Origin of the sequence: Mycobacterium sp. NPDC050853, assembly GCF_040653875.1 — a bacterium.
GTDB lineage: Bacteria > Actinomycetota > Actinomycetes > Mycobacteriales > Mycobacteriaceae > Mycobacterium.
The window spans coordinates 330439-344147 of sequence record NZ_JBFAGW010000004.1; the positions used below are offsets into that span (position 1 = coordinate 330439).

Sequence of the window (13709 nt, forward strand, 5' to 3'; positions counted from 1 at the left end):
CCTCCGGCTAGCATCGAACGCATGCGTGCGTGGGCGATCATTCCGGCGGTGGCGATGTTCGGCCTGGGAATCGCGGCGCCTGCCGACGCCTCCCCGGCCACCGTGAAGTATTCGTTGTCGGCAATCGGAATCGGCAACTCTGACTTCACCGTCCAATATCAGGATGGTGGCCGGCTCCGGGAAGAGTCCGGACACACCTTCGCCGGGTACTACTGGGAGCGCACTGCCACGCTGAATGGCACGCCGCCCGTGCTGCGCGTGACCGCGGTCGGGGCTCCGAGTGTGTTCCGAATGTCGTGCCACATCACGGTGAATGACGGCGTACCCATCACCAACGGACTACTGTTCCGCGCCGGAGACGACACCCCGCAAGACTGTTAGGCCGGTTGTTCTTCGTCTAGACCCTGATCGTGCGCGGTCTGCGCCTTCTGTGCATGCGCGACATCGCCGGCGCTGTAGCTGATGAACAACGCTGCCACTCCCACCAGGACGGCCGTTCCGGCAATCCACAACAGGCCGTAGGTATAGCCGTGATCGAGGGCGTGCAACTGCGCTTGGTTCATGTTCTGCACCGGCCCCGTGACGCCGCCCAGGTACAGCGTCCGCGAGGTGATGATCGCCTGGATGATCACCAGAACTATTGGGCCACCCAGATTTTGCAGCATGAGGGCGATGGCAGACAGCGGCCCGATACGGTCGACATCCACTCCGGTGATGGCCGAGAGGATCACCGGCACCACGATGGTGCCGATACCGAGTCCACCGACGAAGATAAGCGTCGCAAAATCCGGGAAGTAATCGATGGCCCGGTCAACCGTCGAGCCGTACAGCATTGCCGCGAACACCACGACACCGCCGCACAAAATCAGCACCCGAGGCGCCACTCGCGTGACGAGTTGTGAAGACAGGGCCAGGCCGATCCCCATGCCGACGACGAACGGAATGGCGGAGACTCCGGTTCGCAGCGGGCTGTATTTCATCAGATCCTGCATGTACAGGCCGATGGTGATGGTCAGGGTGAAGAGCACGCCGCCGGCCAGGAAGATCGCCGCGAAGGTGGCAACCCGATTGCGGTCCTTGAACAGGCTAAGCGGCAGCACCGGGTTCTCCGCGGTGCGTTCGACGACCAGGAATGCGATCAGGAGCACAGCCGCGACGACCAGCGCCACGATCGTGTAGGCCGAATCCCATCCGCGGTCGGGTCCCTGGGTGAAGCCGAACACCGCGGCGGTACAGCCGAGGGTGGCCAGCACCGATCCCGTGACGTCCAGCTTCATCGGCTCGCGTTCGGTCTCGGTCAGTGATCGCACGGCGAGGTAGATCATCAGCGCACCGGCGGGCACATTGATAAGGAAGGCCAGACGCCAGGACACCTCCGCCAGCGCGCCGCCGACGATCAGTCCGGCGATGGAGCCCACCCCCGTCATGGCGCCGAACACCGCGACGGCGGCGGTGCGCAGCGGCCCCTTGGGGAAGGTGGTCGCGACCAATGCCAGCGCTGTGGGAGATGCGATGGCGGCGCCCACACCCTGGATGAGACGGAAGACGGCCAACCCGATGTCCTCTTGTGCGATACCCACCCCAATGGAGGCGAGGGTGAACAGCGCAATGCCGCCGATGAACACGCGCTTACGGCCGAAGGTGTCACCGAGGCGTCCGCCGAGCAACATCAACCCACCGAAAGACAGCATGTACGCCGTGATGACCCAGCTTCGGGTGGCGTCATTGAGGTGCAGCTCGGCCTGAATCTTCGGCAGCGTGACAACCGCGATGGTGCCGTCCATGGTGGCCAGAAACTGCATACCGGCGATCGCGATGACGGCGTACAGATAGTGCCGGGAAGGCAGGAGTTCTCGCGCCTTTTGAGTGAGCTGCTCGACGCTGAGGGCAGGCATGGAGGACACCTTACCGTCCTCTTAACGTGCGCTTAGGTCACAAAGAGGCGCCGTAAGCAGCAACGGGGCCGATGACGATTATTGCCGGCGGCCTAATGCCCTGAGAGCGAATACGCTCTGGCGCACTGGCAAGGTCCGCGCGTAACACGCGTTGCTCGTCGGTGGTGCCGTGTTGCACCACCAGTACCGGAGTATCCGCAGGTCGGCCACCCTCAATGAGCACCTTCGCGAACTGCTCGATGCGCTCAACGGCCATCAGCAACACGATGGTTCCCTTGAGAGCAGCAAGCGCATCCCAATTGACTAACGATTCCGGATGCCCCGGTGCGACATGACCGCTGACGACCACGAACTCGTGGTTCACGGCGCGGTGGGTGACGGGCACCCCTGCCGCCGCAGGAACGGCGATTGCACTGGTAACACCGGGTACAACGGTTACCGCGACGCCAGCGTCGATGCAGGCCAGCACCTCCTCGTAACCGCGCGCGAAGACGAAGGGGTCACCGCCCTTGAGACGAACGACAAACTTTCCGGCCTGCGCCCGCTCAATCAGCACCCGGTTGATTTCCTGCTGGGCCATCGCGCGGCCGTACGGGATCTTCGCGGCGTCGATGACCTCGACATGGGGGCCGAGATCAGCAAGCAACTCGGCGGGGGCGAGCCGGTCGGCGACAACCACATCGGCCTGCGCGAGCAGCCGGCGCCCACGCACCGTAATGAGGTCAGGATCACCCGGCCCTCCACCGACGAGTGCCACACCGGCAGGTTTCTCGGTGGTCACATCCTCAGCGATAAGCCCGCGTTGCAGTGCCTCGTGGATGGCCGAACGTAGCGCCGCCGACCGTTTGTGCTGACCACCGGTCAAGACACCGACCGCGATGCCGTCGTGGTTAAAGGAGGCAGGAGTGACGGCGGTGCCCTCCCGGGCGGAATCGGCCCGGACGCAGAAGATACGGCGTCGCTCGGATTCCGACACCACCGCGGCGTTGACGGCCGGGTCATCGGTGCAAGCGATGGCGTACCAGGCCCCGTCGAGGTCGCCGTCCTCGTATGGCCTGAGATTGAGGGTGATCGAGGCCATGCCTTCGACCGCCGGGGTCGCACTGGGAGCGATCACGTGGACATCGGCACCGCTGGCCACCAGCAAGCCGAGACGCCGCTGCGCGACGGATCCGGCGCCGACAACTACGACCTTGCGTCCCGCAAGACGGAGGCCGACGAGGTAGGCGTCATGAGTCACCGCGCGAGTTTACGTGGGGATCAATCGACAGGCACTGCAGCCGTGCTCTAATCGGCCCAGTGCAACCGAATCGCATGCAACCAGCGGAGTTGGCCCAGGCCGCGATGACCGCTGCCCTGATGGGTGCGATCGCCGTGGTGTCCATCGTGCTGCCCGGCGCGGTGGTCTTCGCCTGGCTGGGCTCGGTGCCGATGGGAGTGCTCTGCTACCGACACCGGCTACGCGTGGCATTGGCGGCCTCCGTCGCCGCCGGCCTCATCAGCTTTCTGATCGCGGGCTTCGGCGGCCTGGTATCGGCCTTGACCTGCGTGTATATGGGCGCGATTGCCGGCCAGGTGAAACGCCGGAGTCGTGGCGCGGCAACGATGTTCGCGGTCGCGGCGGTGTGGGGCGTGGTGGTCTCCACCTTCTGTGTCGGTATCTTCGCGGCCCTCGCCGCGCTGCGCGAGGTGGTTCTGGGCGCCGTCGCAGCCAATGTCGGCGGGTTCGCGACGCTGCTGCAAGGAGTGCCGGTGCTCGGCGACGGCGCGGCGGGGCTGAACCGCGCCGTGCAGGGCTGGCTCGTGCACTGGCCGTGGTTCTTTGGCGTCTCGGTGTGGCTCATCGTGATCTTCGGCACCTCATTCGGATGGCGAGTGCTTACTCCGGTCCTGCGGCGGCTCGAGGAGGTTACCGATCTGTCGTCGGTCGGGATACTGCCCGCAGCGCACGATGACGCTCCCCCTGGTCCGTTGCCTGTGGTCCTGACCCAGGCCGCCTATCGATACCCGGGAGCCGACCGTGACGCGCTGGCTCCGGTGACCATGCGGGTCGACGTCGGTGAGCACATCGCGGTGACCGGCGCCAACGGCTCCGGCAAGTCGACCCTGATGCGCATCCTGGCGGGTGTCGCGCCCACCACGGGCACCGTCGAGCGCGCGACGGGAGTCGGACTGGGCCGCGTGGGTGGTACGGCCCTCGTGCTGCAGCATCCAGAAAGTCAGGTGCTGGGACTGCGCATCGCCGACGACATCGTCTGGGGATTGCCGCATGACCGGCAGATCGATACCGAAAGCCTGCTCGACGAAGTTGGTTTGGGCGGCATGGGCGATCGCGATACAGCGGGGCTCTCGGGCGGGGAGCTGCAGCGGCTTGCGGTGGCCTCGGCGCTCGCCCGCGAGCCCGCACTGCTGGTCGCCGATGAGGTAACCACCATGGTCGACCAAGATGGTCGCCAGACCCTGATCAGCGTCCTCGACGGGCTTACCGCACACCACCGCCTGGGGCTCGTGCACATCACGCACTATCCGGAAGAAGCGGCCGCCGCCGACCGCGTGGTGGCCCTTGGCGGGGGCGCCGCCGCCTTGCGCGGGCCCTGGCCGGATGTCTCCCCTGCCGAATCATCTGGCGGCGGAACGATTCTCGATGTACAGAACGTGTCCTTTGACTATGCCGCGGGCACCCCCTGGTCCACACCTGTACTGCGGGATGTCTCATTGCGCATCAACTCCGGTGACGGCGTGCTGCTCTGCGGCGGCAACGGTTCCGGCAAGTCCACGCTCGCCTGGATCATGGCCGGCCTGCTGGACCCCTCGGCCGGCCAATGCCTACTCGACGGAAAGCCCACCGCTGCGCAGGTAGGTGCGGTCGCATTGTGCTTCCAGGCGGCGCGATTGCAGCTGCTGCGTGGCCATGCCGGTGCGGCGGTGGCCGCGTTGGCGGGATTCTCGGTTACCGATATCGCCAGCGTCCACCGGGCACTTGCCTCGGTCAGCCTGGACCCTGAGATCTCCGGCGTGCTGATCGACCGGCTCAGCGGAGGACAACTGCGGCGAGTTGCCCTGGCCGGGCTGCTCGCTCGCTCTCCGCGACTGCTGATTCTCGACGAACCCCTCGCGGGCCTGGATGCCGATGCGCAGTCCGATTTGATCGAGCTCCTGGCCGGCATCCGCACCCGCGGCCAGAGCGTCGTCGTGATATCTCACGACACCGACAGCCTGTCCCCGCTCTGCCCCCGCACCATACGACTGGAGCGGGGCACGCTGGTGGTTACCGAATGAGTCAACGTCGTCCTTTGATGCTGATGCGACCCGTCCCCGGTCCGTCACCCGTCCATGCGCTCTGGGCCGGTACGAAACTCATTGCCGTGCTGGCCATATCGGTGCTGCTGACCATCACCCCGTCGTGGACCGCGATCGGGCTCATCGCCCTGCTCATCCTGGTCACCGCGGCGCTCGCCGGGATCTCCCCCAGGTGTGTCCCTTCCGTGCCGCGCTGGGTTTGGGCACTCGTCGTAGCGGGCAGCCTGTTCACGATCGTCAACGGCGGCGCCCCGGAACTTGCGCTCGGACCAGTCACCCTTGGGGTGGGCGGCTTCCTGGATTTTCTGCGCGTCACCTCGCTGGGACTGGTCCTGATCGGCCTCGGCGCGGTGGTCTCATGGACCACCCAAGTCGCCGATATCGCGCCCGCGGTGGCGCTCCTGTGCCGACCGCTGCGCATCCTGCGGCTACCCGTCGACGACTGGGCGGTCACCATATCCCTGGCGTTCCGAATGTTCCCGATGCTGTCCGACGAATTCCGCCTGCTGGCCGCCGCCCGCCGTCTCCAGCCACCGCAGCCCGAGAAGCTCTCGCGCCGTGCCGAAGTCGTCGATCTGTGCACCGCAGCGATGGTCGTCTCACTGCGCCGCGCCACCGAGATGGGTGATGCGATCACCGCTCGCGGCGGCGCCGGTCGTATCTCCGCGCACCCGTCGCGGCCTGGATGGCGCGACATCCTTGCGGTGACAGTGCTCGCCGCGGTCTTCACGCTCACGCTTGTGCTGCGCTGAAATAGGACTCGAATTAGCTTATTTCACGCCACGCAGTCCTCCTCAGCCTGACGCCTCCGCAGTAGTGCCGATCGCCGTGAATGCGCCCATGGCTCACGTCGTATGGATCGGGACTGCGACTTCGTTGCGTCGAGCACATGGAAATGTCCACGGCGGGTCATAGAACCAGGCTTGAGGATCCCCCACGGTCTGTATCTCTTTGTTGCGCAATATATTCAGCAGTTCATGGATACGTCTGTCGATCGTTGTGGCTGATCGGTCCCCACTGAATCGCAGTACGGCGAGTGTTTCGGCGGGCACCTCACTGAGCCGGATGCGGTTATCGCTGGGGGTGGGCAGACTCGCCATCGACCAGTTTGACGGCATGTAGAACCGGATCACTGAACTACCTGTAGCGCTTGATAATTGGGCAACAGGGGCCGTCATCGCGATGGTCTGATTTTGTTGCTCTACTGGCGCGGTCATGGCAATTTTGGCCTGCCGGTGGTTCTTACCGAATATGTAGCCGGCCAGGCGGCGAAAGCCTTCGCTGCGGGCTTGGTTGTTATTAGCCCGGACCTCTGTCTCTGCTGCGATTCGGCGGCCATACTTTCTGATCTGCACCGCAGTGGTCAGCGGCTGCGTCTCGTACTGGGGCTCTTCAGTGCCCGCGCGAATCCCGATAGTGTTTCCTGCCGCCTTGAGCAGTTCGGCACCCAGGGCGGGCACCGTCGTGAAGACACTCATTTTCTCCTCATTCCGGTGTCCGTTACTTCTTGAAGTAGGGAAGGTGCAGCTTCTCGAGGGTGAATTGTGCGACGTCGATGTAGCCGATGCGGAAGTAGTTTGCGCATCCGGTGAGGTATTTCATGTAGCGCTCGTACACCTCGTTGTCCTGGATGGCGATGGCTTGGTCTTTGTGTTCCTCGAGTGCGGCTGCCCAGATGTCGAGGGTTTTGGCGTAGTGGAGCTGCAGTTGTTGGACTCGGGTGCAGGTGAAGTGGGCTTGTTCGGCGTGTTCGCGGACCATTTGGATGGATGGCAATCGGCCGCCGGGAAAGATGTCGGTGAGCATGAACTTGATGAAGCGTGCCAGCTCGAAGGTCAGCGGCAGTCCCTTGGCGGTTACCTCGTTGGGGAGCAGCCCGGTAATGGTGTGCAGCAGCATCACTCCGTCGTCGGGCAGGGCGTTGTAGGCGAACGCGAAGAAGTCGTTGTAGCGATCGAAACCAAAGTGTTCGAACGCGCCGATCGAGACGATCCGGTCGACGGTGCCGTCGAATTCTTCCCAGCCGTGCAGTTGGACGCTTTTGTGGCGGGTGCTCGGCGATTTGGCCAACAGTTCTTCGACGTGGGCTTTCTGGTTTTTGCTCAGGGTCAGGCCGATGACGTTGACGTCGTATTTTTCCAGGGCGCGGTTGATGGTGGCGCCCCATCCGCAGCCCACATCCAGCAGTGTCATGCCGGGTTCTAGCCCCAGCTTGCCTAGCGCCAGGTCGATCTTGGCCAGCTGGGCTTCTTGCAGGGTCATATCGTCGCGCTCAAAGTACGCGCAGCTATAGGTTTGGGTGGGATCGAGAAACAGCCGAAAGAAATCATCCGACAAGTCGTAATGCGCCTGCACATCATCGAAGTGCGGCCGCAGCCGCGGTGAGTCTGACATCTGAGCGGGACTACCTTCCGTAGGGTGCTGCGCTGCCCGCCGTGAGGGTGCACGGCTGGAACTCTGCTCTTCTATTCGGCGCCGAGAGCTATCTGGATGGGTCCGACTCGAAAAAAGCTGGGCACGTCGATATGAGGAAAATTCGGCCCCACACCAATCCAGGCGCCGCCCCACTCCGAATACTGGATGTGACCGCAACATCTGGCCGCAGTGAATCCCGAACTATTGCCGTTATCGGAAGCGGTGTGGCCGGGTTGACCGCAGCCCACGTGTTGTGCGCTGACGACCAGGTCACTTTGTACGAGGCAGATGGCCGTTTCGGAGGACACGCTCATACGCAGTTCGTCGACGATGGCCGTGGTGGCACGGTCGCGGTGGACACGGCGTTCTTGGTGCACAACGACCGGACCTACCCAACCCTGTGCCGGCTGTTCGATGAGCTCGGCGTCCACACGGCTCCAACGGACATGTCGATGTCGGTGCGTGATGACAGGGTTGGCCTGGAGTACGCCGGTGCGCGCGGTGCACGTGGTCTCTTTGCCTCGCTCGCCGCAGCATATCCTCGCTATCTCTGGATGCTGTTGGAAATCAAGCGTTTTCACCATAGTGCGCGCCGATTGCTCGCGGGTTCCGGGGAAGGTGATCAAACCCCGATCCTCGGGGAGTTTGTTCAGCAGCACGGTTTTTCGCAGTTCTTTATTGACTGCTTCTTGACGCCACTAGTCGCCGCTGTGTGGTCGTGCCCGCCCGGGCAGGCCATGGGTTACCCGGCGGCGTACTTGTTCAGGTTTCTTGACCATCACGGCATGCTCTCGGTGTTTGGATCTCCTCAGTGGCGGACCGTGCGGGGCGGCTCGGTTACCTACGTCGACGCTATTGTGAGCCGCCTGCACGAGGTGTTCACCAACACCATCGTCGTTCATGCGGCACGCACATCGGATGGTGTTGTTGTGACCGCCGACGGGCACCCGCCGAGGCTGTTCGATGCTGCCGTGATCGCGACACATTCCGATCAGGCGCTGCGCCTGCTGGCGCAGCCAACCGCTGCAGAGCGCGAGGTATTGGGATCTATTGGATACGTCGCTAATTCCGCGCAGCTGCACACCGATGAATCTCTGTTGCCTCGCCACGCAGGCGTCCGAGCGTCATGGAACTACCTGAGCCAGACCAGCGACCAGGGTGTGGTGGTCACGTATGACATCACCCGGCTGATGCGATTGACTGGGCCGCAAAGATTTTTGGTTACCTTGGGGGGATCGCATCTAGTCGATCCCTCGACAGTGCTCGCCGAAATGACCTATAGACACCCGGTCTACACTTCGGAATCTGTTGCTGCTCAGCGTCTGCTGCCAAGCCTCAACGATGGCCGCATCGCGTTCGCGGGTGCCTACCACGGCTGGGGATTCCATGAGGACGGCGCGATCGCGGGTCTGCGGGCCGCCCAATCGTTAGGCCGGTCTTGGCTGCCCAGGACTGCCGACAGGCAAGGGGCGGCCGCGTGATGACTTCGGTACCGATGGTTCCGTGCCTGTACCGCACTCGTATCACCCATGTGCGGCGATCGCCGGTATCGCACCGTTTCACTTACCGCGGATACAGCTGGTACGTCGACATAGACAACCTGCCAAGGCTTCCTCGCGGCCTGGCGAGCCTGGCCAATTTCCAAGTGCGGGACCATCTCTGGGGGGATGCTGATGACACGCTGCGTCAGCGCGTTGACCGGTTCCTCGCCTCGCGCCAGATCGCCGGGAGCGGCGGGACTATCACGGCGTTGCTTCAGGCACGGGTGCTCGGGTACGTCTTCAACCCGTTGAGCCTGTACTGGTGCCACGATCGCGCGGGGAATCTTGTGCATGTGATCGCTGAGGTTCACAACACCTACGGCGGCCGTCACGCGTATCTTTTGCCGCCGACTGCTGATGCCGTACTGACCAAGCAGTTGTACGTGTCCCCGTTCAATGGTGTTGACGGCCGATACCGGGTACGCGCCGACCGTCCCGATGCCACGTTGAACATCAGTATCTGGCTGTATCGCGATGGCCAGTTGCCGTTCTTCGCCTCGATGCGCGGCACCCGGCGCCCCGCCTGGATCGGTGAATTGTTGCGGCTGCAGGCCATTACGCCATTGGCACCGCTGATGGGTGCGCTGGCAATCCGTGTCGAAGGCATCAGGCTGTGGCTGCGGGGCCTGCCGGTAACACAACGCAGGCTTTCAGCCGGAACGGACGGCGTGAAGTGAGTGGGCACCTCGATAGCACCGCAACTGATGTGGTGGCAACCGATCCGCACCGCTGGCCCGATATCGCGGTAGTGCCCTGCGGGCCACTGACGGCGGCGCGGGCGATCATCGCCGACAAACTGCTGCGCCGCGCCGCTGCACGGCTGCCGGTGCGATTGCAGTATCCGGATGGCTCGGTCGTCGGGGCGGCCGATCGATCCCTGCCCACGATGAGAATCCGGCGGCCCACGGCGCTAGCACGCCGCCTGGGCCGGTTCGGCCTGATCGGTTTCGGTGAGGCATACATGGCCGGCGACTGGGACTGCGACGATCTGACAGGCTTCCTGACCCCCTGGGCCGCATCGGCGGGTGAGCTCATTACACCTGCCCTGCAACGCTTCCGGCGTGTGGCTGTGCCACGCAGTCCGCGGGCGCAGCGCAACGAGCCACGGCAAGCCCAGCGCAACGTTGCATACCACTACGACCTGTCGAATGACTTTTTCGCCCTCTTCCTGGATGAGACGCTGAGTTACTCGAGCGCCCTGTTCGATCACATCCCATCTTCCGCAACGGCATTGGCTGATGCTCAGCGCCGCAAGATAGACCGCCTCCTGGACCGCGCGAAGGTAGGCCCAGGCACCCGAGTGCTGGAAATCGGGACCGGCTGGGGACAACTGTGCGTGTCTGCGGCTGCCCGGGGTGCTCACGTGCGCTCGGTCACCTTGTCGATCGAACAACAGAAACTGGCCCGGCAGCGGGTGCAAGCTGCCGGGCTAGCCGATCGGGTTCAGATTGAGCTTCGCGACTATCGGGACCTGGACGGCCAATATGACGCCATCGTGTCGGTTGAGATGATCGAAGCCGTCGGATTCGATTTCTGGACAGCGTATTTCCAAACCATCGACCGCTTGCTTATACCGGGTGGACGGTTGGCTCTGCAGACGATCACCATGCCCCACGACCGGATGCTGGCCAGCCGCAACACCCTCACCTGGATACAGAAGTACATTTTTCCCGGCGGGTTGCTTCCCTCCATGCCAGCCATCGCCGAGATCACCACCCAGACAACGCAGCTGCGGACCGTCGATACGGTGTCACTGGGTCCCCATTACGCCGAAACACTGCGGCTGTGGCGCCAGCAGTTCACCGCGCGACGCGACGCCGTCTTGATGTTGGGTTTCGACGAGGTGTTCTGCCGCATGTGGCAGTTGTATTTGGCCTATTCGGAAGCTGGTTTCCGTTCCGGCTATCTCGATGTCCAGCAGTGGATTTTGCAGCGAGGTCGAGAATGAACTTCTTGATCATCATGGCGTCCTCGCTCGGGGCCGTCATTGCCGTGCATTGCGTGGCTTTTGCGATCGGCCACCGCATCGGCCGCTACAACGTGGTCGACGTGGCGTGGGGGCTGGGATTTGTGGCCGTCGCGGCGGTGTGCGCTGCACTTGGCACCGGCGACTGGCGGCGGCGGGTGCTGCTGCTGATTCTTATCGGGATCTGGGGAGCACGGTTGTCCTGGCACATGGCCGTCAAATCGGCCGGCAGAGGTGAAGACCCGCGTTATCGGGACCTGCTTGGTGGGAACTTCTCGGTGCCGCATGTGCTGCGCAAGATCTTCGGCATCCAAGCCGCCGCGACGTGGCTGGTGTCGATACCCGTGCAGCGGTCCGCTGTGGAAGGACCCACCCCCGAGCTGCTGCACCCTGTGCTGGCCGCCGGCGTAACTCTCTGGCTCGTCGGGCTGCTTTTCGAGGGTGTAGGCGATTATCAGCTGCGCCGTTTCAAACAGGACCCGACCAACAAGAACACGATCATGGACCAAGGTTTGTGGGCCTGGACCCGGCACCCGAACTACTTCGGCGATGCCTGCTTGTGGTGGGGACTGTGGCTGATCACCATCACAGGATGGCAATCCCTGGCGACGGTGCCTTACCCGGTGCTGATGACATATTTTCTTGTCTCCGCCACCGGGGGCCGGCGCACTGAGAGGGTGATGGCTGGGCGGCCCGGATTCGATGACTATCAGCGCCGGGTTTCCTTTTTCCTGCCACTTCCCCCGAAGCGGGGATAGTTATGAGGATTCTTCAGGATCCGTTTAGGCTCACGGGCGTGACCGGCGACCTGGATGCTTTGTTGCGCAGTGTCGCCGACGGCGATACCGGTGCATTTGGCGCACTCTACGATCGCACCCGCGCGCAAGTTTTCGGACTAGTTGTGCACGTATTGCGGGATCCCGGGTACAGCGAGGAGACGACACAAGAGATCTATCTTCAGATCTGGCGTTCGGCTCAAAGCTACGACCCCACAGCCGGTTCGCCCCTGGCTTGGATCATGACCCTGGCCCATCGTCGTGCCGTCGATCGCGTGCGTTCGGAGCAATCCGCGGCGGAGCGCGAGTCACGCTACGGTGCCGCCAACATCGAACGAGCCTCAGATCAGGTGGCTGAATCGGTGATCCTGGATGACGAGCAGCGGCAAGTCACCGAATGCTTACAAACGCTTACCGATAACCAAAGGCAGTGTCTGCACTTGGCCTACTACGAGGGCCTGACCTACAACCAGGTTTCACAACGGCTTACCGCAAACCTGGCAACCATCAAATCTCGGATGCGCGACGCAATCAAAGCGCTGCGCCGATGCCTGGGGACGCCATGACCGAACCTGACGACCTCATCACTGTCGCGACCCCCTATGCACTGCACGCGCTGCACGATGATGAACGAGACCAGGTCGATCAATGGCTGGCCGCTGCCGCACCCGAAGAGAGCTTCCCCTTCATCCAGGAAGTCCGTGCCGCCCGCGAAACAATGGCGGCAGTAGCAGCGAGTACCGCGATCGAACCGCCTGCCAGGCTCCGCCCTCGGCTGCTTAAGATCGTGGCCAAAGACGCCCGAAGATCAACCGGGACAATGAATGTCAATCGCTGGAGAGCCCCTCTGGTCGCGGTCGCAGCGGCCACTGCGATCGGGCTGGCCGCCGCCGGCCTCGGCGGCATCCTGCGGCCCCAGCCGCCAAATGCGCAGCAGATATTTGCCGCAACTGACGTCCGGACCGTCACAGGCAACATCCCCACGGGCGGCACCGCGACTGTCGTCTACTCGCGGGAGAAGAACACGGCGGTGCTGGTTATGAATAACGTCGCGCCCCCGGAACCGGGGACCGTCTACCAAATGTGGCTGATCAGTGACCGCGGCCCGCAGTCAGCCGGAACAATGGACACTCATGCCGTCGCACCGTCGACCACCGCTGTGATACCTCACCTCAATGACTCCACTGCGCTCGCATTCACCCTCGAAAAGGGCACGGGCTCAACCGCACCCACTGGCCCCGTCATCGCACAACTACCGCTGATCCAATAGCGAACCGTTGCGCGGCTAGTTGTTCAGCTGCCACACCGAGAAGTTCAGGACTGCCGCGAATGTGGTCCAGGCCACGTATGGGAGCAGCAGGGCTGCGGCCCAACGGTTTCGCTGCCAAAACAACAGAACAGTCGCAGCGATGAAGCCCCAGAGCACGAGGATCTCAATGAATGCCAGACCCCGCCAGCCCAGACCAAAAAATAGTGGTGTCCATGCCATGTTCAAAACGAGCTGGATGCCATAAACAATCAGTGGCGTGCGGTTGTCCTCCGGCGAGCCTGACCGCCACACCAGCCAGGCCGATACGGCCATCAACGCATACAGCGCTGTCCACATAGGACCGAATAGCCAGGCAGGCGGGGCCCACGCGGGCTGTTGCAGCCGCCCGTAGGAATCTGCAGCGTTGATCGAAGCAGCCGTGCCGATCGCGGCGACCACCGTTACCGCCACACCGGACACAGTGAGCCCAGCTAACTCCCTGGGCCATCTACGCGAAATCCCTTGAGTCATAGAGAGAGCGTACTGGCCGCGCATCAATCAAGTGTC

General features: G+C 63.3%; 14 protein-coding genes. 9 read left to right on the forward strand and 5 right to left on the reverse strand.

The genetic code is table 11. The features are described from left to right. Window positions 1-21: 21 nt before the first annotated feature. On the forward strand, window positions 22-381 hold the full coding sequence (locus AB0H22_RS16255; protein WP_180748014.1) for a hypothetical protein: 360 nt from the start codon (window positions 22-24) through the stop codon (window positions 379-381). Here the strand turns inward: AB0H22_RS16255 and AB0H22_RS16260 are convergent. Both AB0H22_RS16260 and cobA read right to left on the reverse strand, forming a co-directional pair. Then, entirely contained in the window at window positions 378-1895 is a 1518-nt protein-coding gene (locus AB0H22_RS16260; RefSeq protein ID WP_180748015.1) for an MFS transporter, read from the reverse strand. The genes AB0H22_RS16255 and AB0H22_RS16260 overlap by 4 nt on opposite strands. A 37-nt stretch (window positions 1896-1932) precedes the next feature. After that, a complete protein-coding gene (cobA, locus tag AB0H22_RS16265; protein WP_180748016.1) occupies window positions 1933-3135 on the reverse strand; it encodes a uroporphyrinogen-III C-methyltransferase in 1203 nt (400 codons plus the stop codon). Window positions 3136-3209: 74 nt separating this feature from the next. Here cobA and AB0H22_RS16270 point away from each other — a divergent pair, with 74 nt between their 5' ends. Further along, on the forward strand, window positions 3210-5174 hold the full coding sequence (locus tag AB0H22_RS16270; RefSeq protein WP_358147239.1) for an ATP-binding cassette domain-containing protein: 1965 nt from the start codon (window positions 3210-3212) through the stop codon (window positions 5172-5174). After that, the gene (locus tag AB0H22_RS16275; RefSeq protein ID WP_358147241.1) at window positions 5171-5947 is read left to right on the forward strand and encodes an energy-coupling factor transporter transmembrane protein EcfT; all 777 of its coding nucleotides are present in this window, start codon (window positions 5171-5173) and stop codon (window positions 5945-5947) included. The genes AB0H22_RS16270 and AB0H22_RS16275 overlap by 4 nt, the downstream gene beginning before the upstream one ends. Window positions 5948-6040: 93 nt before the next feature. Here AB0H22_RS16275 and AB0H22_RS16280 read toward each other — a convergent pair whose 3' ends face one another. Together AB0H22_RS16280 and AB0H22_RS16285 are read right to left on the reverse strand one after the other, a co-directional pair. Beyond that, entirely contained in the window at window positions 6041-6673 is a 633-nt protein-coding gene (locus AB0H22_RS16280) for a heme-binding protein (protein ID WP_358147243.1), read from the reverse strand. 22 nt (window positions 6674-6695) lie between these two features. Then, entirely contained in the window at window positions 6696-7589 is an 894-nt protein-coding gene (locus AB0H22_RS16285; protein ID WP_180748020.1) for a cyclopropane mycolic acid synthase family methyltransferase, read from the reverse strand. A 188-nt stretch (window positions 7590-7777) separates the two neighbouring features. Here AB0H22_RS16285 and AB0H22_RS16290 point away from each other — a divergent pair, with 188 nt between their 5' ends. Genes AB0H22_RS16290 through AB0H22_RS16315 form a run of 6 tightly spaced genes read left to right on the forward strand, consistent with a single transcriptional unit; the run spans window position 7778 to window position 13163 of the window. Further along, window positions 7778-9091 (forward strand): FAD-dependent oxidoreductase, encoded by a 1314-nt coding sequence (locus tag AB0H22_RS16290; RefSeq protein ID WP_358147245.1) that lies wholly within the window; start codon window positions 7778-7780, stop codon window positions 9089-9091. Continuing rightward, on the forward strand, window positions 9091-9828 hold the full coding sequence (locus AB0H22_RS16295; RefSeq protein ID WP_255485564.1) for a DUF1365 family protein: 738 nt from the start codon (window positions 9091-9093) through the stop codon (window positions 9826-9828). The genes AB0H22_RS16290 and AB0H22_RS16295 overlap by 1 nt, the downstream gene beginning before the upstream one ends. Window positions 9829-9857: 29 nt before the next feature. Next, entirely contained in the window at window positions 9858-11099 is a 1242-nt protein-coding gene (locus AB0H22_RS16300; protein ID WP_358147501.1) for a class I SAM-dependent methyltransferase, read from the forward strand. Further along, entirely contained in the window at window positions 11096-11875 is a 780-nt protein-coding gene (locus tag AB0H22_RS16305; RefSeq protein WP_358147247.1) for a DUF1295 domain-containing protein, read from the forward strand. Before AB0H22_RS16300 ends, AB0H22_RS16305 begins: the two co-directional genes overlap by 4 nt. Before the next feature lie 2 nt (window positions 11876-11877). After that, entirely contained in the window at window positions 11878-12459 is a 582-nt protein-coding gene (locus AB0H22_RS16310; protein ID WP_358147249.1) for a sigma-70 family RNA polymerase sigma factor, read from the forward strand. Beyond that, the gene (locus AB0H22_RS16315; protein WP_180748025.1) at window positions 12456-13163 is read left to right on the forward strand and encodes an anti-sigma factor; all 708 of its coding nucleotides are present in this window, start codon (window positions 12456-12458) and stop codon (window positions 13161-13163) included. The genes AB0H22_RS16310 and AB0H22_RS16315 overlap by 4 nt, the downstream gene beginning before the upstream one ends. Before the next feature lie 15 nt (window positions 13164-13178). Here AB0H22_RS16315 and AB0H22_RS16320 read toward each other — a convergent pair whose 3' ends face one another. Beyond that, window positions 13179-13673, reverse strand: a complete 495-nt coding sequence (locus AB0H22_RS16320) for a TspO/MBR family protein (protein ID WP_180748026.1) — start codon at window positions 13671-13673, stop codon at window positions 13179-13181. Window positions 13674-13709: the final 36 nt, after the last annotated feature.

Coding starts and splice junctions, on each gene's coding strand:
- AB0H22_RS16255 (WP_180748014.1), top strand. CDS start 22: ATGCGTGCGTGGGCGATCATTCCGGCGGTGGCGATGTTCGGCCTGGGA.
- AB0H22_RS16260 (WP_180748015.1), bottom strand. CDS start 1,895: ATGCCTGCCCTCAGCGTCGAGCAGCTCACTCAAAAGGCGCGAGAACTC.
- AB0H22_RS16270 (WP_358147239.1), top strand. CDS start 3,210: ATGCAACCAGCGGAGTTGGCCCAGGCCGCGATGACCGCTGCCCTGATG.
- AB0H22_RS16275 (WP_358147241.1), top strand. CDS start 5,171: ATGAGTCAACGTCGTCCTTTGATGCTGATGCGACCCGTCCCCGGTCCG.
- AB0H22_RS16280 (WP_358147243.1), bottom strand. CDS start 6,673: ATGAGTGTCTTCACGACGGTGCCCGCCCTGGGTGCCGAACTGCTCAAG.
- AB0H22_RS16285 (WP_180748020.1), bottom strand. CDS start 7,589: ATGTCAGACTCACCGCGGCTGCGGCCGCACTTCGATGATGTGCAGGCG.
- AB0H22_RS16295 (WP_255485564.1), top strand. CDS start 9,091: ATGACTTCGGTACCGATGGTTCCGTGCCTGTACCGCACTCGTATCACC.
- AB0H22_RS16305 (WP_358147247.1), top strand. CDS start 11,096: ATGAACTTCTTGATCATCATGGCGTCCTCGCTCGGGGCCGTCATTGCC.
- AB0H22_RS16310 (WP_358147249.1), top strand. CDS start 11,878: ATGAGGATTCTTCAGGATCCGTTTAGGCTCACGGGCGTGACCGGCGAC.
- AB0H22_RS16315 (WP_180748025.1), top strand. CDS start 12,456: ATGACCGAACCTGACGACCTCATCACTGTCGCGACCCCCTATGCACTG.
- AB0H22_RS16320 (WP_180748026.1), bottom strand. CDS start 13,673: ATGACTCAAGGGATTTCGCGTAGATGGCCCAGGGAGTTAGCTGGGCTC.